The sequence below is a fragment of the Nocardia exalbida NBRC 100660 genome, from assembly GCF_000308575.1.
GTDB classification, from domain to species: Bacteria; Actinomycetota; Actinomycetes; order Mycobacteriales; family Mycobacteriaceae; genus Nocardia; species Nocardia exalbida.
Genome location: NZ_BAFZ01000048.1, coordinates 55,656 through 74,095, shown reverse-complemented (window position 1 = coordinate 74,095; position 18,440 = coordinate 55,656). Strand labels below are relative to the sequence as shown.

The window sequence follows — 18,440 nt, the reverse complement described above, 5'->3', positions numbered from 1 at the left end:
CGATCGTCGCGAGACTCAGCGCACGGTGTGCACGATCAGCACGTCGGAGCGGGACTTGCGCGCCACGTCGGAGGGCACCGAGCCGAGCAGCCGCCCGGCCAGGGTGTTCAGGCCCCGGTTACCGACGACCAACAGGTCGGCGTCGACCTCCTTCATCAGCGCGAGCAGCGATTCCACCGGCTCGCCGACGATCGCGCGCTCGACGATGTCGGCCGCACCCGCCGCGATCGCCTTGTCGCGGGCGATGCGCAGGATCTCGTTGGTCGGCGCGGAACCGCGTACCTGGTAGGCCTCTTCCTTCAGCACGTCGGCCGCGGCCGCGACATCGCGGTCGTCGGTCGGGTAGTACGCGCAGGCGATGACCAGGGTCGCGCCGGACACACCGGCCAGGGCCCCTGCCTTCTCGACGGCGACATACGACGAGTCCGAGCCATCGGTACCGACGACAATGGTCCGGTAGGCGGTCATTCTCTCCTCCAACTATGCGGTGGGTCAGGTGCCGCGCGCGGATTCGTCCCGGTTCGACCGGGACGCCGGCGCGGCGACTGGGCTCGACCATAGCGGCAAACCGGGCGGAAATATCAGAAATCGCAAGACATCACACTCGGGGTGTTCGGCCATTCCCGCCGCGGATTCGCCAGGGAATGCCGGAAGGGCCTGAGCAACCAGGGCAGACTCAATTCCGGGGAACTAAACCTGTGAGGTGCCACAACCGCGTCGAACCGTTTTGCGGCCCTGGGATATTCATCACAGAGCCAGGTCCGTCACAGGAAGACCGGCCTGTCCGGCACGTGAATCACGCGCCGGGAACAGGCCGATGGGAACCGGACTACCGTGCGGCCAAGGCCACTGCCGATCGTTTGCCCAGAATATGCCGAGAATCGCTCCTATGCGGTCCAAGGCTTCCTCTTCCTGCGCTGAAAACGATGCGCAAAATTAGCGCGCAGGGGCGGGACTAGAGGTCGAAAAGGGGCCCGGTGATGGTCAATCCGAGTTCGTCGACGTGTGCGAAGAACGCGAACAACATCAGGGCGGCGCCCGCCAGAGCCACGTCCTTGCTGAAACTGATCAACTCGCTCTGCTTGGTCTCCTCGTCGGTCTCCTGCCAGAACCGGTGCATCACCACGGCGGTGGGCAGCAGCGCGAGAGCGAGCAGCAGTGCACCGAGGTCGGCCCAGACACCCAGCAGCACGCTCAGGCCGCCGAGGGCGAACAGCAGGCCCGAGCCGAGCACGGCGGCCTTCGCCATCGGGACACCCTTGCTCTGGGCGTACCCGGCCATCGCCTCGGTCCGGGTGAAGTGCCCGACGGCGGAAGTCAGGAACAGCACCGTGAACAACACTCGTCCGATCAACACCACGACGTCCATGTCCGGCTCCTCGTCGGCAGTCCGGCAACTAATCCCGCGTCCGTACGACCTTCGCGGTGACCTCGTTGCGGAAGCGTAGCGAATTCTTGGCGTATTCGAGGGGGGCCATACCCACTTCCGCGGTGAACTCACGCGAGAAGTGCGCCTGGTCGAAATAACCGAGTTCCGCGGCCAACGCCGCGAGATCTTCGGTACGGCCCCTCGCCAGCAGATCGGCCCCGTCCTGCAACCGGTAGCGCCGTAGCACCCATTTCGGACCCGCACCGACGTACCGGCGGAACATGCGCTGCAAGGTACGGGCGGGCACATCGAATCGCTCGGCGATCTGATCGACCCTGGTCAGCTCCTGGTCGGTGGCCATGGCGTCGACGATGCGCAGCACCAAGTGATACGTATGGTCCGCCACGACGGGATGGTCCGCGAGGTAGTTCTCGACCACAAGGCGGCGCCGCTCGGCGGTCGGCGCGTCGAACACCTGCTCGGTCAGGCTCGCGGCGTCGGGCAGCACGTCGCCGATGGGCACGGCGCGGTCGCGGAACGAGCCGACATCGAGGCCGGTGAACGCGCCGAACCCGCCCGCGCGGAAACGGATCCCGAACGTCTCCCCCTGCCCGCTGAGTTCCCGAATGAATTTCGTCGTGACCACGCCGTTGACGAATCCACCGGTGCGCGTCTCGGACCGTTCGAAGGTGAGGTTCACGCTCGGGTAGGACAGCACCTCGGCTCGGTACGGCGGCCTTCCGCGCAGATCCCACTGCACCGCCCAGTACCACTCGACGTAGCGGTCCACCGCCGGGCTCGGCGGCAAGCGGAGCAGGGAGCGATGCTTCGCCTGCTCGTCGGGATGCAAGATCCCCTTGGTGTCGGTGGGCGCGGCGGGGTTGCGGGCCTGCGGCGGCTCGGCGGCGGGTTCGGCACTAGGCGCCACGGTGTCGCTTTCTTACAAGACCCACCGGCCGCGACCGGCGAAAGTGGTGGGCATGACGAACACAGTGAATCCCATCGCCGACGGCTACCACTCGATCACCTGTTTTCTCGCGGTCGGCGACGGCAACAAAGCGATCGATTTCTACACCGCCGTCTTCGAGGCCGAGGTGATCACTCGCAACGACCTGCCCGATGGTCAGCCGGCGCACGCGGAACTGAAGATCGGCGATTCGACCCTGCAGATGGGGATGCCCATTCCCGACAACGGCGTCCTGGCACCGAACGGCGAGTGGGTGCACACCTCGATCGTGCACTACTGCCCGGACGTCGACGCGGTCGTGCGGCGCGCCGTCGAACACGGCGCCCGCAGCGTCGAGGAGCCGCAGACCTTTGTCACCGGCGATCGGTTCGCCGTGGTCATCGATCCCTTCGGCCACCGCTGGGCGGTGCTCACCAAGGTCGAGGACGTCTCGCGCGAAGAGGCCGAGCGCCGGGTGAACGAATGGATGGCCACCCAGTCCTGACGGCTCGGCTGCCTCCGCGGTTGTCCGGCGAACGGCCCGCGGAGGCAGCGCCGCTGCGATCCGGGTCAACTCAATCCGGCGGCGTCCATGCCGCGCAGTTCCTTCTTCAGATCCGCGATCTCGTCGCGCAGACGTCCGGCGAGCTCGAACTGCAACTCGCGCGCGGCGTTCATCATCTGCGCCGTCAGTTCTTTGACCAGATCGGCGAGTTCGGCGCGTGGCATCGACTTGACGTCGCGGCCCTCGTACACGCCCGCGCTCACCGCTCGTCCTGGCTCGCCTTGCGCACGCCTGCCGCGGCTGGCATTGCGGCCGGAGCCGCCGACCTCCACCTCGGTCTCGTCGGCCTCCCGGTACACCTGGTCGAGGATGTCGGCGATCTTCTTGCGCAGCGGCTGCGGATCGATGCCCATCTCTTCGTTGTAGGCGACCTGTTTCGCGCGGCGGCGCTCGGTCTCCTCGATGGCGAACTGCATGGAGTCGGTGATCTTGTCCGCGTACATGTGCACTTCGCCGGAGACGTTGCGCGCCGCGCGGCCGATCGTCTGGATCAGCGCGGTGGTGCTGCGCAGGAATCCTTCCTTGTCGGCGTCGAGAATCGCCACCAGCGACACCTCGGGCAGGTCCAGGCCCTCGCGCAGCAGGTTGATGCCCACGAGCACGTCGTATTCGCCGAGTCGCAGCTGCCGCAGCAGCTCGACCCGGCGCAAGGTGTCGATCTCGGAGTGCAGGTAGCGCACGCGGACCCCCAGCCCGAGCAGGTAATCGGTGAGATCTTCGGCCATCTTCTTCGTGAGCGTGGTGACCAGGACGCGCTCGTCGCGCTCGGTGCGTTGCCGGATCTCGTGGATCAGATCGTCGATCTGGCCCTTCGTCGGCTTCACCACCACCCTGGGGTCGACCAAGCCGGTCGGCCGGATGACCTGCTCGACCACCTCACCGCCGGTCTGCCCGAGCTCGTAGGGGCCGGGGGTGGCCGACAGGTAGACCGTCTGCCCGATCCGATCGGCGAATTCCTCCCAGGTCAGCGGCCGATTGTCCACCGCGGAGGGCAGCCGGAAGCCGTATTCCACCAGGTTGCGCTTGCGCGACATGTCACCTTCGTACATACCGCCGATCTGCGGAACGGTGTTGTGCGACTCGTCGATGACGAGCAGGAAGTCCTCCGGGAAGTAGTCCAGCAGCGTCGCGGGCGCCGAACCGGCCGGGCGGCCGTCGATGTGACGCGAATAGTTCTCGATGCCGGAGCAGAACCCGACCTGACGGATCATCTCCAGGTCGTACTGGGTGCGCATGCGCAGTCGCTGCGCCTCGAGCAATTTGCCCTGGCGTTCCAGCTCGGCGAGCCGATCCTCGAGTTCGGCCTCGATGTCGCGCACCGCGCGCTCCATCCGATCCGGCCCGGCCACGTAGTGGGTGGCGGGGAAGATCCGCAGCATGTCCACCTGGCGGACCACGTCACCGGTGAGCGGGTGCAGGTAGTACAGCGCTTCTATCTCGTCACCGAAGAACTCGATGCGGACGGCCAGCTCCTCGTAGGACGGGATGATCTCCACGGTGTCGCCGCGCACCCGGAACGAGCCCCGGGTGAACGCCATGTCGTTGCGGGTGTACTGCACGTCGACCAGCAGCCGCAGCAGCGCGTCCCGGTCGATCTCGGTGCCGACCTGCAGTTGCACCGACCGATCGAGATACGACTGCGGCGTGCCGAGGCCGTAGATGCACGACACCGACGCGACCACCACCACATCGCGCCGGGACAGCAGGCTGGATGTCGCCGAATGGCGCAGCCGCTCGACATCGTCGTTGATCGAGCTGTCCTTCTCGATGTAGGTGTCGGTCTGCGCGATGTACGCCTCGGGTTGGTAGTAGTCGTAATAGGAGACGAAGTACTCGACGGCGTTGTGCGGGAGCATCTCGCGCAGTTCATTGGCCAGCTGGGCGGCGAGCGTCTTGTTCGGCGCCATCACCAGCGCGGGCCGCTGCAACCGCTCGATCAGCCAGGCCGTGGTGGCCGACTTTCCGGTACCGGTGGCGCCGAGCAGCACCACGTCGCGCTCCCCGGCTTTGATCCTGCGCTCCAATTCGGCGATCGCGGCGGGCTGGTCTCCCGCTGGCTGGTGCTCGCTGACCACCTCGAACCGGCCGCCGACGCGCTCGATCTCGCCGACGGGGCGGAACTCCGAGTGCGCGAGCGGCTGCTCGGCCGCCCTGTCCTCGAAGCCCTCCGCCGGAATCTCGGTTGCGAATGCCATGCTCACCAGCGTAGGCCCACCCACCGACAGCTTTCCCGGGGTGGCGGGCGGGCCCGATTCCGGGATTTCACTGGACCGAACCCACCATGTGAAGCCGGTCACACTCGGAGTGGACGGCGACCCACCGGCCGCCGGACGCGAGAGCCGGGGACGAGTCCGCGCCTACCCGGAAACCCTGGCGCCACCCCGAAACAAAGCGATACGCGACTGCGCGTCGTGGGTACACCGATCTCGGGTCGTACCAACCATTTTCGACGAAACGCTGCGGACGTACTCCCGATCACTCACGGTGGCACGGGGTTACCGGAAGCAGACGCGTGGCCGCCGGCGCGCCGGCGGCCTCACAGCCGCGCCGAGCCCGCTCGGCGCATTCGGTTACATGTCCGAAATGTCCGTTGCCGCAATAGGTTTCGTGTTCGAGAACAGCTTATCTCGAACCGCGCGGTGGCCCCGCCCCAGGTGTAACCTGATCTGGTTGTTCGGACGTGAGGACAAGAGCCATGAGCGGTCTGATTCCATTGCTCGTCGCCGTGCCGGCCGTGACCGGCCTCGCCGGGTACGTCGCCAGAGACATCCGCGCGGTGGTTCCCTCCGTCGGCGGCGGCGCCACGGCCGCCCCACCGGGGCCACTCGCCGCGGCCGCCCCGGCGCCGCACCGGCCCAGGGTGGAATTCTTCAATCTGGCCGAACTCACCAATACCGACGCGAAGGGCTTCGTCCGCCCGGTCGAGCGTTTCCACGTCGAGCCGTGGGGCCTGTACATGGCGCGGCCGGTCGCCGGACCGGATTCGCACTACCTCGAATCCTGGTTGCTGCCGGGACTCTCCTTGCGCGCGACGCTGACGCGGACCAACCCGGCACACCATCGCGAACGCGTCTATCGCCTCGACATCGGAGAGTTCACCCGGGTCGGCCCGAAGCGCTGGAAGGCCGTCGACCACTACCTCGACATCGCCGTGCGCCCGCGCCACACCGCGGAACTCCTCGGGGTCGACGAGCTGCTTGCCGCGCATGCCGCCGGGCTTGTCGACACCGCACAGGCGCACCGAGCGTTCGAGCGGGCCACGGCGGTGCTGGACGGGCTGGCCGCGCACGATCACTGCGTGGAGCAGTGGCTGGCCACCCACGGCATCACGCTCACCTGGATGTAGCCCGCCGATCACTCCATCGACTCGACGGGTCGAGAGCGACGGTAGATTCTTGATGCATGACGCAGGCACCTATCGTCGACGTGCACCGCCCGAAGGTCGAGTACTTCAACATCGCGGATCTGACGAACACGGATCCGAAAGGCTTCGTGCGCCCGGTCGAGAAGTACCGCGTCGAGCCGTGGGGCCTGTACATGGCGCGCACGTCGGACCATCCGCAGTTCCACTACATCGAGTCCTGGCTGCTGCCGAAGCTGCACCTGCGCGCGACGGTCTTCCACTACCTCCCGGCGCATCGGCGCGACCAGGACTACTACCTCGACGTCGGTGATTTCACGGCGGTCGCCCCGAAGAAGTGGAAGGCCGTCGATCACTATCTCGACATCATCGTGCGCTCCTCGCGCGATACCCAGCTGCTCGACGTCGACGAGCTGATCGCCGCGCACGCGGCCGGGCTGATCACCCTCACCGACGCCGAGGCCGCCGTGCAGCACGCGACCGCCGCCATCGACGGCATCGCCGCCAACGGCCACACCTTCGAGGGCTGGCTGGAGACCATGGACATCACCTTGACCTGGCTGTAGCCCCCTGCGGGACGCTGCCGGCGCCGGTTCGGACGCTCGTCGGGGCCTAGGGCGCCGACGTGTCCCGCCAAGCGAGAGCCCTCGCATAGGCGGCGTCGAACCACGGTTCCTTGACGCCGAGGTAGGCGGCGGTCGCCTCCGCGCCCGTCAGCCCGGCGGCTTCGGCTTCGCCCTCGCGCTTGACGGCGAGGTACTCCGCGCGCGCCTCGTCGTCCGCGCGCAGCCAATCCCGCAGCAGCAGCGCGTACTGCTGCCCGGGTGATCCCTCGGCGCGCACGTGCACGTTGGCCAGCCGGCCCGGGTCGGCGTTCTGGTGGAAACGTTTGGTCCACAGCGCGGCATCGACGCCCGCCGGGTCCTGCGGTGTCGGCTTGGGATTGTCCTGGGTGGTCTCCGGCCGTACCGGGAATCCGGCCGCGCCGAGGGCGTCGCGCAAACCGTCGGCGGCGGCCAGATCGGCGACCGTGATCTGTAGATCGATCACGTCCTTGGCGGGCATCCCCGGTATCGAGGTGGACCCGACGTGGTCGATGCGTGACGCGGCGCTGCCGCAGGCGACCCACAGCCGGGCGATCAGCCGCTGCGCCTGCGCGGGCCAGGCCGGATCGGCGGGCACGAGCCGGATGCCGTCACGGCGCGCGGGTGTCCCGGCACGCAGGTTGCGCTCGAACGGCACCAACCGCTCGGCCCACAGCCTGCGCACCTCGGCCTCGACGACACCGGGTGCGCCACTGTTATCCAGCAACACATCGGCAACGGCTCGGCGTTGTTCATCGGTGGCCTGCGCCGAGATACGCGCCCGCGCATCGGCTTCCGCCACACCACGGAATTCCACCAGGCGGCGAATACGTGTTTCGGCGTCGACGTCGACGATGAGCACGAGATTCATCAGCGGCGCAAGGCCGTTTTCCACCAGAAGCGGAATATCCTGCACCACAATGGCGTCCGCGGACGCGGCCGCGATCAATTCCGCGGTGCGCTTTCCCACGAGCGGGTGGGTGATCGAATTCAGTTTCGCGCGCGCCGCGTCGTCACCGAAGGCCTTGGCCGCCAGGGCAGGCCGGTCGAGGCTGCCGTCCGCGGCGAGAATGTCGGCACCGAACGCCTCGACCAGAGCGGCCAGCCCCTCGGTGCCCGGTTCGACCACCTCCCGGGCGATCAGGTCGGAGTCGATGACCACCGCGCCCAGGTCGGCGAGTGCCCGAGCCACCGTCGACTTCCCCGCGCCCATGCCTCCGGTGAGGCCGATTCGTAACATTCGACCAGTCTCGCATCCGGCCCGCGCGCGGGCATCCGCCGCCCCGATCGGGTCCCGACCCGCGGGAACGGTGGATCCGGTCGATCACCCGGTGGGCTTGCGCATTCCACCACCGGTGGTGCTATTTGCCCGATCCGTGACTGCGCCGAGACCGATTCGCAACAATTCCGGAAGTTTACGGTTCGGCCGCGGCGACTTTCCGACACGCCGAGGCAATTACTCGGGCAAAATACTCTGCCCCGCAGTTTCGTTCCGCTAATCTTCGCCGTGGCGATCCAGGCCGACACCAGCGAAGCAAAGGAACACCATTGGGCACCAGAATCAACCAGACGGGTCGCCACCGCCTGGGCATGGCGGGGCGAGTGCACTGCATTCACATCCCTGCTGTCGCGGCGGCGCTCGCCGAGCACCGCCGCTCTTGGTTCACCGCGTTCATCAGTCCCGCGCGGCACAGTTTCGCTGCCATGCGGAACCGTCCGGCCGCACCCGCGGTCCGGTGGGTACCTGCTACCGCAAGCTGAACCCGAGTTCGAAGTGGCCCAGCCTCTCGCCAAGGCTGGGCCACTGTTTTGCGCGCCCGGAGCACGGTCGGGAATGAAGCGGCGCACCGTCCGGCATCACCGTTCGTCGACCGGCAGAATTTCACCGAAGAATTCTCATGACCGAGCGACGAGCACGCGGGGTACCGCCGCGGTGGCCGGACTACGCGGGCGCTCGATTCCATTTCGGACGACAATCGCCGCGGGCGAGATAGTTCCCGCACCCCCAGGACGATTTTCTCGCTAATCGCGGCACTGCGCGAAAGACCGCGAAACAGCGGCATCGCCGTCCGCCATTTCGATGTGCCATGTTTCGCATACCCCATACGAGCCCGAGCCGCCGAGTCGTCGGGGAGCCCGGGATACACCGATGACGGCAAATTCCTGGACACGGTCACCGATCCGAGACCGTTTCCTCACCACTCGGCGGCCGGACGCAGCGGCGCCCCTCCTCCAGTGACCGCCCAGCGGCGCCCAGACCGACCGGCTCAGCCGGTTGTCACACGTCGCAGCAGCCCGTACAGCTGCTTGCGCTCCGCCTCGTCGAGCACGGCCAGCGCGGGAACGTCGCCGAACACCTCCCGGTCGAGCGTTTTCCGCAGCTCCTCCCCCCGGTCGGTGAGCGTCAGCAGGCGCGCACGGCGATCGGACGGGTGAATCTCCTTGCGCACCAGGCCCAGCGCCTCCAGGCGATCCACCACGCTCGCGGTATTCGACAGGTCGGCACCCAGCTGGAGGGACAGATCCTTCGGTGTCAGTGGCGTCGCCAATCGCCCCAAGGCTTTCGCCTGCGCCGGAGTCACCCCCAAACGCGCTGTGGCGGCGGCGAAATGCGTGCGCACCAAGCCGACCGCACGCTGCAGCACGTCGACCAACTCCGCCGTGCTCGGCGTCTCCCGGGGTTCGCTCACTCGCCCAGCCTACCCAGAACCGAAACAATTGGTGGTTGACCACCAGTATGTGCCGATGCCATGATGGCGCAGACATTAGTGGTACACCACCAATAAGAGGACAGTATGACCGCTCCGACTATCGCGCCGCGCACGATGCCGACGGCCTATTCGGCGTTGACCCTGCTGTGCACGGTCCAGATGATGCTGAATCTCGACGACACCGTGGTGAACGTCGCGCTGCCCACGATCCAGCGCTCGCTCGGCATGTCCGAGAGCGCGCTGACCTGGGTCGTCAACGCCTACCTCCCGCTGTTCGGGGGTTTTTGATCCTCGGCGGCCGGTGCGCCGATCTGTTCGGCGGCGGACAAGTCTTCCTCGTGGGCGTTACCGTCTTCGCGGCCTCTTCCCTGACAACAGGTCTCGCCCAGAACGAGGTCATGCTCATCGCGAGCCGTGCGGGGCAGGGCATCGGCGGCGCGCTCGCCAGTCCGGCGGCGCTCAGCATCGTCGCGGGGTTGTTCACCGATCCGCGAGCACGCAGTCGCGCCCTGGGTATCTGGGCCGGTCTCGGCGGCCTGGCCGCCACGCTCGGCGTGGTGCTCTCCGGCGTCATCACCCAGTACGCGAGCTGGCGCTGGTGCTTCTTGATCAATGTGCCGATCGCGCTGGTCGCGCTGGTCGCGATCCCCCGGCTGGTCACCTCGGAGGCACGCACGACCGGAGGCGGGCCGCGCGTCGATGGGCTCGGCGCGGCCCTGATCACCGGTGCTGTCGCGGCCTTCGACCTCGGGCTGATCGACAGCGGCCGGGCCGCCTGGCCGACGACGGCGTTGCGCCTGGGTGGCGGCCTGCTGCTGTTGATCGCGTTCGTCGTGCGCGAACGGCGCCACGAATCACCGCTGGTACCCCTGTCGTTCTTCCGTGATCGCGATCGCGCCGTCGCCAATACGGCCAATGTCATGTTCTGCTCGGCGATCCTGTCGATGCTGTTCTTCCTCACCCTCATCTGCAGCAGGTCATGCACTACACCCCGGCTCGCACCGGCGCGGCGTGGCTGCCGTTCTGCGCGTTGGTGATCGCGGGCTTCGCGACCTCGGCGACCCTGACCCCGCGCCTGGGCGTCCGCACGGTACTGACCACCGCCATGGTTGCCTGCGGCCTGGGCATGCTCGCGCTGTCGCGCCTGTCATCGACCGACGGATACCTGGAGCTACTGCCGGGCATGCTGGCGGCCGGATTCGGCATGGGCTTGGCGTTCGTATCGATCACCATCGCCGCTGTCGGCGAAACCCACGAGGACATCACCGGCTTGGCCTCCGGACTGGTGACCACCACTCAACAACTCGGGGGCGCTTTCGGACTGGGGTTGCTCAGCACCCTCGCGATCCACCGGAGTACCGCGTCGCTGGCGTCGGGGACGCCCGTCGAGGCCGCCCTCACTCAGGGTTTCCGGCTCGCGTTCGAAGCCGGTTCGGCGATTCTCGCCCTGGCGGCGGTGCTCGTCGGAGTCGGCATCACAGCCGGAGCCGGTACCTCCCCGGCGCCGACTCGGTGACCCCGCGCCCTCGAGGCGCCGAATGATCGCCGAAGGGCGGAGAGACCGACGACGAGGCAGCCACGGGAGGCCTCGTCGAAGGTCCACCACCGGCGTGAATCTCGGATCACGCCACCGTCGAGTGCAGCTGACGAGGAGGATTCGGCAGACCCAGCGCGGTGTTGAGCCGGTAGGCCCCGCCGAGGCCGTGGAAGATCGCCATGCTCAGGCCGCCCAGGCCGATCCCCACAGCGCCGGCCCAGGGATGACTCGGCAGGTCGGCCCAGGACGCGATCATCGCCGTCAGCAGCAGTCCGAGGAATCCGGCCACGGCGTTGCGGACCGGCGCGTTACCCGTCACGTTCGGGAACTCCTCCCCCATCATGCCTTTCACGAAGTGCGGAACGGCGTTCACCCCGAGGATCCCGGCGACCAGCGACAGGGCGACGGTGGACCACATCGGAACCACCTCACTTTCCAGTTCAGTCAACAGTTGTAGACCGAAACCTACCGCCGCGCGGCTATTGAGTCAACAGACGTAGACTGAATTCATGGATTCGACCCCCACGCGCGCTCAGCAACGCCGGAACACCGAGAACCGGATCCTGGCGGCGGCGGGCCGGCTGTTCGCGGAGATCGGTTACGACCGGACGACCATCCGTGCCGTCGCGACGGAGGCGGACACCGATCCCAGCCTGGTGATGCGCTATTTCGGGTCCAAGGAGAATCTGTTCGCGCGCGTCGCGGTCTTCGCCGACGACCACCCGATCACCGGTACGCCGGAGCAGGTGGCCGAGCTCCTGCTCGACGCGCTCGCCATCAAACTCGCCGACCGGCCGATCAACACGCTGGCGGCGATCCGCTCGATGCTCACCGTCCCGGAGGCTGCCGACGAGGTGCGCGCGGCCATGACCGCGCGCCAGCGCGAAGCGGCGGGGCAGCTCGCCGACGACGAGGCGGACCTGCGCGCCGGATTGCTCGGAGCCCTGACCATCGGGGTGGTGATCGGCCGCCACCTGCTCGAACTCGACGGGTTGCGCGACGCGCCGCCGCAACGGATCATCGCTTTGCTACGGAACGCTTTTCACGACATCGCACATGGCCCCACCGAGCCGGAGTCGCTCGCGACGGCACCGCAGGCCCGCTAGGTCACCGGCCGCTCCGGCGGCTACGCGGACCCGCCTACACCGTCGGGTTCACCTAGCCCGAGCGAGCGGACCAGGTCGCTCATTTCGGCGCGGAAAAGCTTTGCCGGGTCCTGGGATTGCGGGCGCAGATGGCCGTACACCTCGAGCGCGATCGGTCCGTGCATCCGGCCCCACATACGCAGCGCGAGGGCGAGTGCATCGGGAGGCAACTCCGGAAAGCCGGTGCGAACATGCGCGGCCAGATCCGCGTCGAAGTCCGACCACGCGCAGTCGTCGGCGGCCTGTGTCGCCGCGGCGTGGGGCCACGCGGCGGCCGCGAGACCGACCAGGCCGGCGCAGGCCCGCAATTCCGCCGCGGCGGCGGGTCCGCCCGGCGGGGGCCGATAGCCTGCGACCGGATCCCCGTAGATGAGCCGGAATTCGGCCGGCCGCTGCACCGCCCACGCGCGTACAGCCTCGGCCCAAGCCATGATGCGCCCGGCCGGATCCTCCACCGCCACGGCATCGCGCGCCGCTTCGAGCCGGTCGACCAGGGCGGTGTACACGTTCGAGATGAGGGTGGAGATCAGGTCGTCGCGGGTGGCGAAGTAGCCGTAGATCGCGCCCGCCGTCATGCCCATCTCACGGGCGATGGCGCGCAACGAGATCGCGTCCGGCCCGCCCTCGGCGAGCAGCCGCATGGCGATCGTCTCGATGTCCTCCAGCGTCTGGGCGCGCAGGCGCTCCCGGCGACTTCTCACGATCTCGGCCACGGTTGACACCCTACAGCGTTCGGCTACTATCTGCCGTATCTGAACTGAACGGCGTGTAGTAAATGAACAATGTTGAGGAGTGCTCGTGGATATCGGGGTTTTCGGGGCTACCGGCGTCATCGGTTCCCGCGTCGTCACCGAAGCAGTGCGGCGGGGGCATCGGGTCACCGCCTTCACGCGCGACGCCGCGCGCTTCCCGGCCCGGCGCGGGGAGGAGACGTGGGCGGTGGCCGATTGGCTGGACGCGGGCAGCATCGCGGACGCCATCGCCGGCCTCGACGTGGTTGTGAGCGCGGTGAACGCCGGGCGCGGCATCACCGACACCATCGCCTCGGCCGACAACTTCGTGGTGGGCGCGCGGGCGATGGTCGCCGCGCTGGACCGGCAGCCGCGCGTCCGGCTGATCGCCGTGGGCGGGGCGGGCAGCTTGGAGGTCACGCCGGGCACGCAATTGCTGGACACCGGTGCGCAATTCACTCGCACCCTCACCGAAGTGCTCGACGTACCCGCGGAGTACGCCCAGGTGGTACGCGCGCTACGCGACGCCTTGAACATCTACCGGCTGTCCAACCGCAAGTGGACCTACCTCAGCCCCTCCTCGGGGCGGATCGATCCCGGCGAGCGCACCGGCCGCTTCCGGATCGGCGGTGATCAGCTCTTGGTCGGAGGCCGGGACATCTCCGCCGAAGACGTGGCCGTCGCGATCCTCGACGAAGCCGAGCTACCGCGTTTCGTGCAGCGCCGCTTCACCGTCGGCTACTGAGCGGACGGACCGTACGCCGTTTCTGTCGGACCCCTCCGGCACAATAAACAGTGTCGGACGTCGATCTGGTTGCCACGCAATGTAATCCGCAACCCGAGAGATAGGGGCCCCCATGCCCGACGTCCAAGCTTCGACGCCCGACCCACGCGCCCTGGACCACGAGGAACTCGTGGCCTTCGCAGCCGAGATCGAGCGGCACCGGTCTCTGCTGCGCCACGCCGCGGAGGATTATCGGTGGCGCGTGGCCCAGCGGATCGAGCACTTGGACCCGTCGGACCAAGAGCCGTTCCTGCGGCAGGCGGAGCAATTCGTCGAGTCGCTGATGATCGACCCGATCCGGCACAGCACGCTGGATCTGGATGCCTACCGAGCCATCCGCGACGGCGTACCCGTGCGATTCGACGCCGAACGCCGGGCCTACGTGTTGCGTCGTCCGGAGCGGGATCCGCTGGTGATCCACCCCGGATTGCCGGAGCATCGGCTGGGCGTCATCGCCCGGCTGGCCTCGCTCGGGTTGCGGCTGGAGCAAATTCAGGTCGTCGCGCTCACCACCGCGCAGATGGTCGCGCCACATGAGGCGGCGCGGCGGCCCGCCCACGCGCCACAAGTCAATCGCGGCACCACGAAACCCTCGCGCCGCGAGAACGTTTGAAGACCGCAGCGGAAACGACTGTGCCCCAACCGGATTCCGGTTGGGGCACAGTCGTTCGGACTATTGCCTATCAGGCGTTGCCGGACAGCTTCTCACGCAGAGCCGCCAGCTGGGCGTCGCTCGCCAGCGAACCGCCGGCGGACTCGGCCTGGTTGGCGGAGGACTGCGAACCGCTCTCGGAGGAGTAGTTCGACGCGCCGCCGCCGTTCGCGGCCTCGGCCGCGGCGTCGGCCGCCATCTTCTCCATCTGCGCGGTGTGCATCTTGTGGCGACGCTCCGCCTCGGCGTAGCGGCCTTCCCACTCTTCGCGCTGCTTGTCGAAGCCCTCGAGCCACTCGTTGGTGTCGGGATCGAAGCCCTCGGGGAAGATGTAGTTGCCCTGCTCGTCGTAGCTGTCGGCCATGCCGTACTTCGACGGGTCGAACTCGGCGTGGTAGTCCTCGTTGGCCTGCTTGAGGCTCAGCGAGATCCGGCGACGCTCCAGGTCGATGTCGATGACCTTGACCATCGCGTCGTCGCCGACGGCCACGACCTGGTCCGGCACCTCGACGTGGCGCTCGGCCAGCTCGGAGATGTGCACCAGGCCCTCGATGCCCTCCTCGACGCGGACGAACGCGCCGAACGGAACGAGCTTGGTGACCTTGCCCGGCACGATCTGGCCGATCGCGTGGGTGCGGGCGAACTGACGCCACGGGTCTTCCTGGGTCGCCTTGAGCGACAGCGAGACCCGCTCGCGATCCAGATCGACGTCGAGCACCTCGACGGTGACCTCGTTGCCGACCTCGACGACCTCGGACGGGTGGTCGATGTGCTTCCAGGACAGCTCGGAGACGTGCACCAGACCGTCCACGCCGCCCAGGTCGACGAAGGCGCCGAAGTTGACGATCGAGGAGACCACACCCTTGCGGACCTGGCCCTTCTGCAGCTGGTGCAGGAACTCGCTGCGGACCTCGGACTGGGTCTGCTCCAGCCAGGCGCGGCGGGACAGCACGACGTTGTTGCGGTTCTTGTCCAGCTCGATGATCTTGGCCTCGATCTCCTTGCCGACGTACGGCTGGAGATCGCGGACCCGGCGCATCTCGACCAGCGACGCGGGCAGGAAGCCGCGCAGGCCGATGTCGAGGATCAGGCCGCCCTTGACGACCTCGATGACGGTGCCCTTGACGGCCTCGTCCTTCTCCTTGAGCTCCTCGATGGTGCCCCACGCACGCTCGTACTGCGCCCGCTTCTTCGACAGGATCAGGCGGCCTTCCTTGTCCTCCTTCGTGAGAACAAGGGCCTCGACCTCATCGCCCACGGAAACGACCTCATTGGGGTCGACATCGTGCTTGATGGAGAGTTCGCGAGAGGGGATGACGCCTTCGGTCTTGTAACCGATGTCGAGCAGGACCTCGTCGCGATCGACCTTGACGATGGTTCCTTCGACGATGTCGCCGTCGTTGAAGTACTTGATCGTGGCGTCGATGGCGGCGAGGAAATCCTCGGCGGAGCCGATGTCGTTGACGGCTACCTGCGGCGAGGTGACGGTGGTGGGCATATGTCGGTTTGCTCCGGACGGATTGTGGTCGGTTGCGGACATTGGAACTTTCGGTACGCTGCGATCTCACCGCGAGGTGTGAAGACGGACACTTAGGAACGTACCGCACGCGACGCGCGTGAAACTCAGCACGGGTTGAACTTCGGTACGGTTGTACGGAAGACACTCGCGCGTTCAGCGTACGCGACCTCGGTCCGGCCGGGCAAACCGTCGGGTCGCCACGCCGATAGTCTGATCGGCGTGTCGGAAGATCGCCATGCGCAAGCAAACGCACTGCTCGGAACGACGGGCATCGCGCGGACCCGAATCGGATCGGCGGCCAGCAAGCTGGCCAGCCGGCGGTGGTGGGACGCCGACGCCGCCCAATACCACGAGACGCACGCGGAGTTCCTCGGAGTGGACTCCCCCGGCGGCGAGTTCGTGTGGTGCCCGGAGGGCCTGCACGAGGGCGATATGCGATTCCTCGGCGACGTCACCGGCAAGCTGGTGCTGGAGATCGGCTGCGGCTCGGCGCCGTGCGCTCGCTGGCTGGCCGGGCAGGGCGCGCGGCCGGTCGGGCTCGACCTGTCGCGCGGCATGCTCGAGCGGGGCCTGGCGGTGATGGCGCGCGGCGGCCCTCGGGTGCCGCTGGTGCAGGCGGACGCCGAGGCTCTTCCGTTCGCGGACGCGTCGTTCGATCTGGCCTGCTCGGCGTTCGGCGCCGTGCCGTTCGTCGCCGACTCCGCGCTGGTGATGCGGGAGGTCGGGCGGGTGCTGCGGCCGGGCGGGCGCTGGGTCTTCTCGGTGAACCACCCGATGCGCTGGATCTTCCCGGACGATCCGGGTCCGGCGGGCCTGACCGCCACCATCCCGTACTTCGATCGCACCCCTTACGTGGAGGTCGACGGCGACGGCGTGCCCACCTACGTCGAGCACCATCGGACGATCGGCGACCGGGTCCGGGAGATCGTCGCGGCGGGACTGGTGGTGGAGGACATCGTCGAGCCGGAATGGCCGGAATGGCTCGACCGGGAATGGGGACAGTGGAGCCCGCTGCGCGGCGAGCTGTTCCCCGGCACGGCGATCCTCGTCACGAGGAAGCCCGGACGGTGAGGCGGCGGTCGTCGACCAGCTCGAGAATGGAGACCTCGTGGCTGACCAGCAGCATCTGCGTCCGCGGCTGGTCGATGAGCTGGCGTAAACCGTCCCGGAAGGCCTCGGCCTCCGCCGCGGTGTCGAAGTCCAGCTCGACGATCACCCGATTGGGGTTGTGCGTGAATCGCGCCACGCGGCAGTTGCGGGCTCCCGCCTCCGCGAAGTACTGCTCGAGACCGTCGAACGCGGGCTTCCACGTGTCGTAGTCGCGCACGGTGTCGTCGATGTGCACAATCGTGGTCATCATTGCCCCTTTCGGTGATTGCCCCTTCCGGTGCGGACAGCAGGACAGTCGCTGACACCTAGCCAGTCTTCGCGCCATGGGGCCGGGGCACCATCTCTGATCGGTATCGAGGTCGTGTCACTGCGACTTCGGTTTGCGCCCGGCCTGCTCCAGCGCGAGACGCAGCGCGTACTCGATCTGGGCGTTGATACTGCGCAGGTCGTCGGCCGCCCACTTCGCGATGGCGTCGTGGACGGCCGGGTCCAGGCGTAGCAGCAGTTTCTTGCGCTCAGCCATGGGCCGCCCGCCTCACGAGTACAGCGAACCGGCGTTGACGACGGGCTGGGTGGCGCGATCACCGCACAGCACGACGAGCAGGTTCGACACCATCGCCGCCTTGCGTTCCTCGTCCAGTTCCACCACGCCCTGCTGGGCGAGCCGCTCCAGCGCCAAGCCGACCATGCCGACGGCGCCCTCGACGATCCGGGTTCGCGCGGCGACCACCTGGGCGGCCTGCTGGCGCACCAGCATGGCCTGGGCGATCTCGGGCGCGTAGGCGAGGTGGGTGATCCGCGCCTCCAGGACTTCGATACCCGCCATCTCGGTGCGGTCACGCAGTTCGACGGTCAGCTCCTCGGCCACTTCGGCGCCGTCGCGCAGGCTGGTGCGGTCCGCTTCGTGCGCGTCGTAGGGATGCGTCGTGGCGAGGTGCCGGACGGCGGCCTCGGACTGGGTCTCGACGTACTCCTCGTAGTCGTCGACGGCGAAGGCGGCCTTGAAGCTGTCCACCACCCGGTAGACGACCACCGCGGCGATTTCCACCGGGTTGCCGTCGGCATCGTTGACCTTGAGCTTCTGGGTCTCGAAGTTCCGCACGCGCAGCGAGATGCTCTTGCGATCGGTCAGCGGGAGCACCGAGAAGAAACCCGGCTCGCTCACCGAGCCGATGTAGCGGCCGAAGAATTGCACCACTTTGGCCTCGTTCGGGTTCACCACGGTCAAGCCGGTCGCCGCCAGCAGCAAGACGACGACCACGACGATCGCGGCCACCGCGCCGGCCACGGCGAAGGCGTTGTCGTGCCGGGCGCCCACGACGAAGCCGAGCACCGCCGCGCCGCCGAACAAGAGGGTGAGCACGAACCATCCCAGCAGCACCAGGAAACCGTTGACGTGGAACGCGGGTCGAAACTGCATGACATC

The 18,440-nt window shown here is 67.7% G+C and carries 22 protein-coding genes; 10 read left to right on the top strand and 12 right to left on the bottom strand.

From position 1 onward, the window contains the following. Window positions 1-15: 15 nt before the first annotated feature. The 3 genes from ON29_RS10840 to ON29_RS10830 all read right to left on the bottom strand — a co-directional run bounded on the left by ON29_RS10840 (window position 16) and on the right by ON29_RS10830 (window position 2,297). On the bottom strand, window positions 16-468 hold the full coding sequence (locus ON29_RS10840) for a universal stress protein (RefSeq protein ID WP_040866066.1): 453 nt from the start codon (window positions 466-468) through the stop codon (window positions 16-18). A gap of 487 nt (window positions 469-955) precedes the next feature. Continuing rightward, window positions 956-1,369 (bottom strand): DoxX family protein, encoded by a 414-nt coding sequence (locus tag ON29_RS10835; protein ID WP_040866065.1) that lies wholly within the window; start codon window positions 1,367-1,369, stop codon window positions 956-958. A gap of 28 nt (window positions 1,370-1,397) precedes the next feature. Continuing rightward, window positions 1,398-2,297, bottom strand: a complete 900-nt coding sequence (locus tag ON29_RS10830; RefSeq protein WP_083863357.1) for an AraC family transcriptional regulator — start codon at window positions 2,295-2,297, stop codon at window positions 1,398-1,400. Window positions 2,298-2,349: 52 nt separating this feature from the next. Between ON29_RS10830 and ON29_RS10825 the strand changes: the two genes are divergently transcribed. Next, on the top strand, window positions 2,350-2,820 hold the full coding sequence (locus ON29_RS10825) for a VOC family protein (RefSeq protein WP_040866102.1): 471 nt from the start codon (window positions 2,350-2,352) through the stop codon (window positions 2,818-2,820). Between the two features lie 65 nt (window positions 2,821-2,885). Here the strand turns inward: ON29_RS10825 and uvrB are convergent, their stop codons facing one another. Beyond that, window positions 2,886-5,075 carry an excinuclease ABC subunit UvrB gene (uvrB, locus tag ON29_RS10820; RefSeq protein WP_040866064.1) on the bottom strand — a complete coding sequence of 730 codons (2,190 nt, stop codon included), beginning with the start codon at window positions 5,073-5,075 and terminating at the stop codon, window positions 2,886-2,888. 500 nt (window positions 5,076-5,575) lie between these two features. Here uvrB and ON29_RS10815 point away from each other — a divergent pair, with 500 nt between their 5' ends. After that, entirely contained in the window at window positions 5,576-6,226 is a 651-nt protein-coding gene (locus tag ON29_RS10815) for a ribonuclease FAU-1 family protein (protein WP_040866063.1), read from the top strand. Window positions 6,227-6,282: 56 nt separating this feature from the next. Then, the gene (locus ON29_RS10810) at window positions 6,283-6,807 is read left to right on the top strand and encodes a ribonuclease FAU-1 family protein (RefSeq protein ID WP_040866062.1); all 525 of its coding nucleotides are present in this window, start codon (window positions 6,283-6,285) and stop codon (window positions 6,805-6,807) included. Window positions 6,808-6,853: 46 nt separating this feature from the next. On the opposite strand, the gene coaE is transcribed toward ON29_RS10810, so the two are convergent. Together coaE and ON29_RS10800 are read right to left on the bottom strand one after the other, a co-directional pair. Beyond that, window positions 6,854-8,065 carry a dephospho-CoA kinase gene (gene coaE / locus ON29_RS10805; protein ID WP_040866061.1) on the bottom strand — a complete coding sequence of 404 codons (1,212 nt, stop codon included), beginning with the start codon at window positions 8,063-8,065 and terminating at the stop codon, window positions 6,854-6,856. 1,027 nt (window positions 8,066-9,092) lie between these two features. Further along, the gene (locus tag ON29_RS10800) at window positions 9,093-9,515 is read right to left on the bottom strand and encodes a MarR family winged helix-turn-helix transcriptional regulator (protein WP_040866060.1); all 423 of its coding nucleotides are present in this window, start codon (window positions 9,513-9,515) and stop codon (window positions 9,093-9,095) included. 105 nt (window positions 9,516-9,620) lie between these two features. On the opposite strand from ON29_RS10800, the gene ON29_RS35740 reads away from it, so the two are divergent. The 3 genes from ON29_RS35740 to ON29_RS37450 are packed head-to-tail and all read left to right on the top strand — an operon-like array spanning window position 9,621 to window position 11,052. Continuing rightward, window positions 9,621-9,824, top strand: coding sequence for a hypothetical protein (locus ON29_RS35740; RefSeq protein ID WP_157172737.1), 204 nt, complete (start codon window positions 9,621-9,623; stop codon window positions 9,822-9,824). 50 nt (window positions 9,825-9,874) lie between these two features. Next, complete coding sequence (locus tag ON29_RS37455; RefSeq protein ID WP_281032524.1) at window positions 9,875-10,573, top strand: MFS transporter; 699 nt, start codon at window positions 9,875-9,877, stop codon at window positions 10,571-10,573. Next, the gene (locus ON29_RS37450; protein ID WP_083863354.1) at window positions 10,516-11,052 is read left to right on the top strand and encodes an MFS transporter; all 537 of its coding nucleotides are present in this window, start codon (window positions 10,516-10,518) and stop codon (window positions 11,050-11,052) included. Before ON29_RS37455 ends, ON29_RS37450 begins: the two co-directional genes overlap by 58 nt. Before the next feature lie 106 nt (window positions 11,053-11,158). Here ON29_RS37450 and ON29_RS10790 read toward each other — a convergent pair whose 3' ends face one another. Further along, complete coding sequence (locus tag ON29_RS10790; protein ID WP_040866101.1) at window positions 11,159-11,491, bottom strand: hypothetical protein; 333 nt, start codon at window positions 11,489-11,491, stop codon at window positions 11,159-11,161. A 91-nt stretch (window positions 11,492-11,582) separates the two neighbouring features. Here ON29_RS10790 and ON29_RS10785 point away from each other — a divergent pair, with 91 nt between their 5' ends. Then, window positions 11,583-12,179, top strand: a complete 597-nt coding sequence (locus tag ON29_RS10785) for a TetR/AcrR family transcriptional regulator (protein ID WP_040866059.1) — start codon at window positions 11,583-11,585, stop codon at window positions 12,177-12,179. Window positions 12,180-12,199: 20 nt separating this feature from the next. Here ON29_RS10785 and ON29_RS10780 read toward each other — a convergent pair whose 3' ends face one another. After that, entirely contained in the window at window positions 12,200-12,931 is a 732-nt protein-coding gene (locus ON29_RS10780) for a TetR/AcrR family transcriptional regulator (RefSeq protein ID WP_040866058.1), read from the bottom strand. An 85-nt stretch (window positions 12,932-13,016) separates the two neighbouring features. Between ON29_RS10780 and ON29_RS10775 the strand changes: the two genes are divergently transcribed. Beyond that, window positions 13,017-13,694 carry an NAD(P)-dependent oxidoreductase gene (locus ON29_RS10775; RefSeq protein WP_040866100.1) on the top strand — a complete coding sequence of 226 codons (678 nt, stop codon included), beginning with the start codon at window positions 13,017-13,019 and terminating at the stop codon, window positions 13,692-13,694. Window positions 13,695-13,806: 112 nt separating this feature from the next. After that, complete coding sequence (locus ON29_RS10770; protein ID WP_040866057.1) at window positions 13,807-14,346, top strand: hypothetical protein; 540 nt, start codon at window positions 13,807-13,809, stop codon at window positions 14,344-14,346. A 70-nt stretch (window positions 14,347-14,416) separates the two neighbouring features. On the opposite strand, the gene rpsA is transcribed toward ON29_RS10770, so the two are convergent. Continuing rightward, entirely contained in the window at window positions 14,417-15,883 is a 1,467-nt protein-coding gene (gene rpsA, locus ON29_RS10765; protein WP_040866056.1) for a 30S ribosomal protein S1, read from the bottom strand. Window positions 15,884-16,123: 240 nt separating this feature from the next. On the opposite strand from rpsA, the gene ON29_RS10760 reads away from it, so the two are divergent. Beyond that, window positions 16,124-16,975, top strand: a complete 852-nt coding sequence (locus ON29_RS10760; RefSeq protein ID WP_040866055.1) for a class I SAM-dependent methyltransferase — start codon at window positions 16,124-16,126, stop codon at window positions 16,973-16,975. On the opposite strand, the gene ON29_RS10755 is transcribed toward ON29_RS10760, so the two are convergent. The 3 genes from ON29_RS10755 to ON29_RS10750 all read right to left on the bottom strand — a co-directional run bounded on the left by ON29_RS10755 (window position 16,953) and on the right by ON29_RS10750 (window position 18,434). Further along, window positions 16,953-17,261, bottom strand: a complete 309-nt coding sequence (locus ON29_RS10755) for a hypothetical protein (protein WP_157172735.1) — start codon at window positions 17,259-17,261, stop codon at window positions 16,953-16,955. The genes ON29_RS10760 and ON29_RS10755 overlap by 23 nt on opposite strands. A 117-nt stretch (window positions 17,262-17,378) precedes the next feature. Beyond that, window positions 17,379-17,537 (bottom strand): type II toxin-antitoxin system antitoxin, encoded by a 159-nt coding sequence (locus ON29_RS36385; protein ID WP_168434213.1) that lies wholly within the window; start codon window positions 17,535-17,537, stop codon window positions 17,379-17,381. 12 nt (window positions 17,538-17,549) lie between these two features. Next, window positions 17,550-18,434: an SPFH domain-containing protein gene (locus ON29_RS10750; RefSeq protein WP_040866054.1), complete on the bottom strand. Its 885-nt coding sequence runs from the start codon at window positions 18,432-18,434 to the stop codon at window positions 17,550-17,552. Window positions 18,435-18,440: the final 6 nt, after the last annotated feature.